The organism is Microbacterium sp., assembly GCF_043427715.1.
GTDB lineage: Bacteria > Actinomycetota > Actinomycetes > Actinomycetales > Microbacteriaceae > Microbacterium.
The window spans coordinates 1-4,757 of the sequence record NZ_JBHWTD010000042.1 but is presented as its reverse complement, the minus strand read 5'-3'; the positions used below and the strand labels follow the sequence as shown (position 1 = coordinate 4,757).

Here is a 4,757-nt window from a genome sequence, read left to right as displayed (position 1 = left end):
TCTCCCTTCACCGCTGCCGGCAGCGGCCTCCGGCGTGCCTGGGTGGCGCCGGCGGCAGCGGACGTCCCTTCCCCGCATGCCTAGAGGAGGAGTCGGTGCTCCCTCCTGCCCGGAGGCGGTGCTGTCCGGCTGGCGGCGGTGGGGCCACTACAGGGGCCGCGGCGTCCTCGGGTGCTGCTGGTGGCGGCACGGGCGCTGCTGCGGCGTCTGCGGGCGGTGGAGCTGCCGCGGGCGGCGCTGCGGCCGGTGGAGCTGCTGCCGGTGGTGGAGCTGCTGCGGGTGCAGCGGCCGGCGCCGCTGGCGGGCCGATCGGTATGGCGGCCGGCGTCGCGATTGGCGCTGCGAAAGAAGCAGGACAGGCGGCCGCTGGGGCCGCCCGAGACATTGGTAACCAGGCAACAGGTGAAGGGAGCGAGAGCTGATGGCAACCGCAGACACAACGAGCCGTAGAGGCGTTCGCACATACGGGAACTGGCGTCAGCCGACGTCGCCGGGCCTCCTCGGGCTCGGCACGGTCGGCACGGGTCTGATGTTCGTCGCACTGCTGATCGTGATCGTCGTCCTGATGACGACGAATATCCTCAACGCCTTCATCACGGCCGCCGTGTTCGGCGGTCTGATCCTGCTGCTGACGATTCGCGACGGCGACGGGCGCAGCGTGCTTTCCCGCACGGCGAACCGCGTCGCGTGGACGTCGACGAAGCGGCGGAAGGCGAACATCTACCGCTCCGGCCCGCTGGGCCGTGCCGACTGGGGAACGAATCAGCTCCCCGGCCTCGGTGCTCAGACTCAGCTCTCCGAGCACGAGGACTCCTACGCCCGGCCGTTCGCGATGATCTACTCACCGCACGCTAAGACGTACTCGATCGTGATCGGCACCGAGCCTGACGGCGCGGCGCTGGTCGACCAGGAGCAAGTCGACCTGTGGGTGGCCGACTGGGGCCACTGGCTGCGCAACCTCGGTGATGAGCCAAACATGGAAGCCGCCGCGGTGACGATCGAAACGGCTCCCGACTCGGGTCGCCGCCTGCGCCGCGAGGTCGAGACGAACACCGACCCCGACGGCCCGGACTTCGCCAAGGCGATGCTGGGTGAGGTCGTGCTGAGCTACCCGGCTGGTTCGTCGACGGTGAAGGCGTACGTCTCGCTGACGTTCGCCGCCGCGCCGCGGAAGGGCGCTAAGCCCCGGAAGCCCGACGAAATGGCCCGCGAGCTCGCGGCTCGTCTGCCCGGCCTGACGGCCGGATTGCAGGCGACGGGCGCGGGTGCAGCGCACCCGCTGTCGGCCCAAGAGCTGTGCGAGACGATCCGGGTCGCCTACGACCCGGCGGCTGCGACGCTGATCGACGACGCGCACGCGGACGGTGACGTGCCCGACCTCCGGTGGAGCGACGTCGGCCCGACGGCCGCTCAGGCCGGATGGGACGGCTACCGTCACGACTCGGCCAAGTCGGTCACCTGGGCGATGACGCAAGCGCCCCGCGGGCTCGTGCAGTCGGGCGTCCTCGCCCGCCTGCTGGCTCCGCACCGGGATATCGCCCGTAAGCGCGTGACGCTGCTCTACAAGCCGATCGACCCGGCGCGGGCGGCATCGCTCGTGCAGTCGGACGTGCGAGCTGCGGAGTTCAAGGCGACCTCGACCCGGAAGCCGGCGGCGCGTGACTCGCTCGCGCTGCGCTCGGCTCAGGCGACGGAATCTGAGGAGGCATCGGGCGCGGGCCTGGTGAACTTCGGAATCCTCGTCACCGCGACGGTGATCGACCCGGCCAAGGAGGCCGACGCGCGCGCCGCGGTCGACAACCTCGGGGCGACCGCTCGCCTCCGGCTCCGGCCGGTCTACGGATCACAGGACAGCGCATTCGCCGCCGCGCTGCCCCTGGGCCTCGTGCTGAGCAAGCACGTTGCCGTCCCCGCGGCGCTGAGGGAGCGTGTCTGATGAGTGCTGACCTGATTGCTCTCGCCGTCCTCGGCGGGCTCGTCGTGATCGTCATCGTGGGCGCGCTGCTGTTCGTGCGCAGCGGCCGGAAGAACACCGACGCCGGCTCGTCGACGTCGGCCGGCGCGCTGACGTCTCGGGGCTACAGCGGCCCCGGCGGCGGCATGTCGAACTTCATCCAGCCGCCCGCCGAGTGGCGCGGCACGACCGTGCAGGTGTGCGGCCTGTGGCCGTACTCGATCGGTGCCGGCACGCCGATGGTGGGCGTCCCGCTGGGCCGCCACATTCACACCGGGGCGACGCTCTGCTGCGACCCGATTTCGTGGTTCCAGCGCGCGAAGCTCATCAGCAACCCGTCGCTGTTCGTGCTCGGCAAGCCGGGCCTCGGGAAGTCGACCGCCGTCGCCCGGATGGCGATCGGCCTCGCCGGCTACGGCGTGCAGCCGCTCGTGCTGGGCGATCTTCGACCCGACTACGTGGAGGTCATTCGCGCGCTCGGCGGCCAGGTCATCACCCTCGGCCGTGGCCGCGGGCACCTGAACGTGCTCGACCCCGGCGAGGCGAAGGACGCCGCGAAGCGGCTCACTGAGGCCGGTTTCCCGAAGGAGGCCGGCGAGGTCTTGGAGGACGCCCACGGCCGCCGCCTGGCTATGGTGTCGTCCCTGCTGACGATCCTCCGCAAGTCGGCTCCGAGCGACGTCGAGGAATCCATCGTCGACCAGGCGCTGCGCTACCTCGATCGGAACTTCGACGGCGTGCCGGTGCTGGGCGACCTGCTGAACGTCGTGCAGCAAGGGCCGGAGGAGCTGCGCCTGGTGGCCGTCGACCGCGGCGACTTTGCCGAGTATCAGCGGATCACGCGCGGGCTGGAAGCGTCGCTTATCAGCCTCTCCCGCGGTGGCCGCCTGGGCGAAATGTTCTCCCAGCCGACCGACAACCCAATGCGCCTCGACCGTCCCGTGGTCTACGACATTTCGGCCATCGGTGAGGCTGAGGGCGACCTGCGCGCGGCGACCCTGCTCGCCTGCTGGTCGAACGGATTCGCGACGGTGAACATCGCGAACGTCCTCGCGGATGCCGGCCTGGAACCGCGCCGGCACTACTTCGTCATCATGGACGAGCTGTGGCGTGCGCTGCGCGCCGGTAACGGCATCGTCGATCGCGTCGACTTCCTCACCCGCCTGAACCGTCAGGTGGGTGTCGGCACGGCCATGATTTCGCACACGATGGCCGACCTCAGCGCCCTCCCAGAGGAGGACCGGTTGAAGGCGAAGGGCTTCGTCGAGCGCGCCGGCATGGTGATGTGCGCGGGCCTGCCGTACACGGAAATGCCGGAGCTGACGACGGTCATCCCGTTCTCGGAGGCCGAGCAAGAGCTTCTGACCGGCTGGCAGGACCCGCCCGCCTGGGATGCCGCGTCGGGCCGCGAGGTCGACCCTCCCGGCCGCGGGAAGTTCCTCGTCAAGGTCGGCACTCGGCCGGGTATCCCGGTCGAGGTTCGATTGACGGAGGCTGAGCGCTCGATCCGCGACACGAATCAGCGGTGGTACGAACAGTCCCGCACCGGACGGCGCGCGCTGCACGTCGTCGAGGAGCTGGTCGAGGAGCACGAGGAGCGGGTGTCGTCATGAGCACTCCGAACAACCGCCGCCGCGATCCCGGCGGCTTCGGCGCGGAGACGATGATGCTGCTCGTCGGCATCGGCGGCGTGGTCGCGGCGATCGTCGTCCTCAACGTCGCGGTGCGCCTCGGCCACCAGCTCGACGGGACCGGTGTCGAGCTGCCGAGCGACCCGTTCGCGTTCACGCTCGGCGTCGTCATGGGGCGGGTGCCGTGGCCGGCATCCGCGACGTGGATCGTCATCGTCCTGTTGGCGATCGTCCTCGCGCTCGTGGTGCTCGCGATCATCGGCGTTGTCCGCTACCGGAAGGGACGGACTCGCGTCGACCGGGCCAGCTCGTACATGGGCCGGGGGAAGGACGTCGAGGGTCTGAGCAAGCGCAACGCGCAGGCTCAGGCGACCCGCCTCGGCGTCACCGGCTCCCTCGGTGTGCCGATCGGTAAGACGCTCGGTCAGATGCCGCTCTACGGCACCTGGGAGGACATGCACATCGACATCTGGGGGCCGCGCACCGGTAAGACGACCTCTCGGGCGGTGCCGGCCATCCTGGAAGCTCCTGGGGGCGTTCTCGTGACGTCGAACAAGCGCGATGTGGTCGACGCGACGCGCGACGTGCGAGCGGAGGCCGGCCCGGTCTGGGTGTTCGATCCCCAGGGGATCGCGCTCGAGAACCCTACGTGGTGGTGGAACCCGCTCAGCTACGTCACCGACGAGGTGCGCGCGGCCAAGCTGGCCGATCACTTCGCCTCCGGTTCCCGCGACCCCGGAGCCAAGACGGATGCCTACTTCGACCCCGCGGGGCAGGATCTCCTTGCGGGGCTCCTGCTCGCGGCCGCGCTCGACTCGCGGCCGATCACGGACGTCTACGGGTGGCTGACGCGCCCCACGGAGGAGGAGCCGATCGGCATCCTCCGTCGCGGTGGGTACGACCTGACGGCCGACCAGGTGCGCGGTGTCATCACCGCCCCGGAGAAGCAGCGCGGCGGCATCTACGGCACGGCGCAGCAAATGGCGTCGTGCCTGACCAACCGCCAGGTAGCCGCGTGGGTGAACCCGCAGGGTGAGCCCGATCTGCGCCCGCAGTTCGACCCGGCCGCGTTCGTGCGTGACGGCGGCACGCTGTACTCGCTCTCCAAGGAAGGTCGCGGAACCGCCGGCCCGCTCGTGACGGCGCTGACGGTCGCCGTGGTGGAGGAGTCA

4 protein-coding genes are annotated in these 4,757 nt (G+C 70.4%); all 4 read left to right on the top strand.

From position 1 onward, the window contains the following. The first annotated feature begins 171 nt into the window (after positions 1-171). Complete coding sequence (locus tag ACHFGS_RS04625; RefSeq protein WP_394289214.1) at positions 172-450, top strand: hypothetical protein; 279 nt, start codon at positions 172-174, stop codon at positions 448-450. Further along, positions 422-1,936: an SCO6880 family protein gene (locus tag ACHFGS_RS04620; protein WP_005053891.1), complete on the top strand. Its 1,515-nt coding sequence runs from the start codon at positions 422-424 to the stop codon at positions 1,934-1,936. Before ACHFGS_RS04625 ends, ACHFGS_RS04620 begins: the two co-directional genes overlap by 29 nt. After that, positions 1,936-3,567, top strand: coding sequence for a hypothetical protein (locus ACHFGS_RS04615; RefSeq protein WP_005053888.1), 1,632 nt, complete (start codon positions 1,936-1,938; stop codon positions 3,565-3,567). Before ACHFGS_RS04620 ends, ACHFGS_RS04615 begins: the two co-directional genes overlap by 1 nt. Beyond that, a partial coding sequence (locus ACHFGS_RS04610) for a type IV secretory system conjugative DNA transfer family protein (RefSeq protein ID WP_394289213.1) occupies positions 3,564-4,757 on the top strand: 1,194 nt, incomplete at its 3' end. The genes ACHFGS_RS04615 and ACHFGS_RS04610, both read left to right, overlap by 4 nt.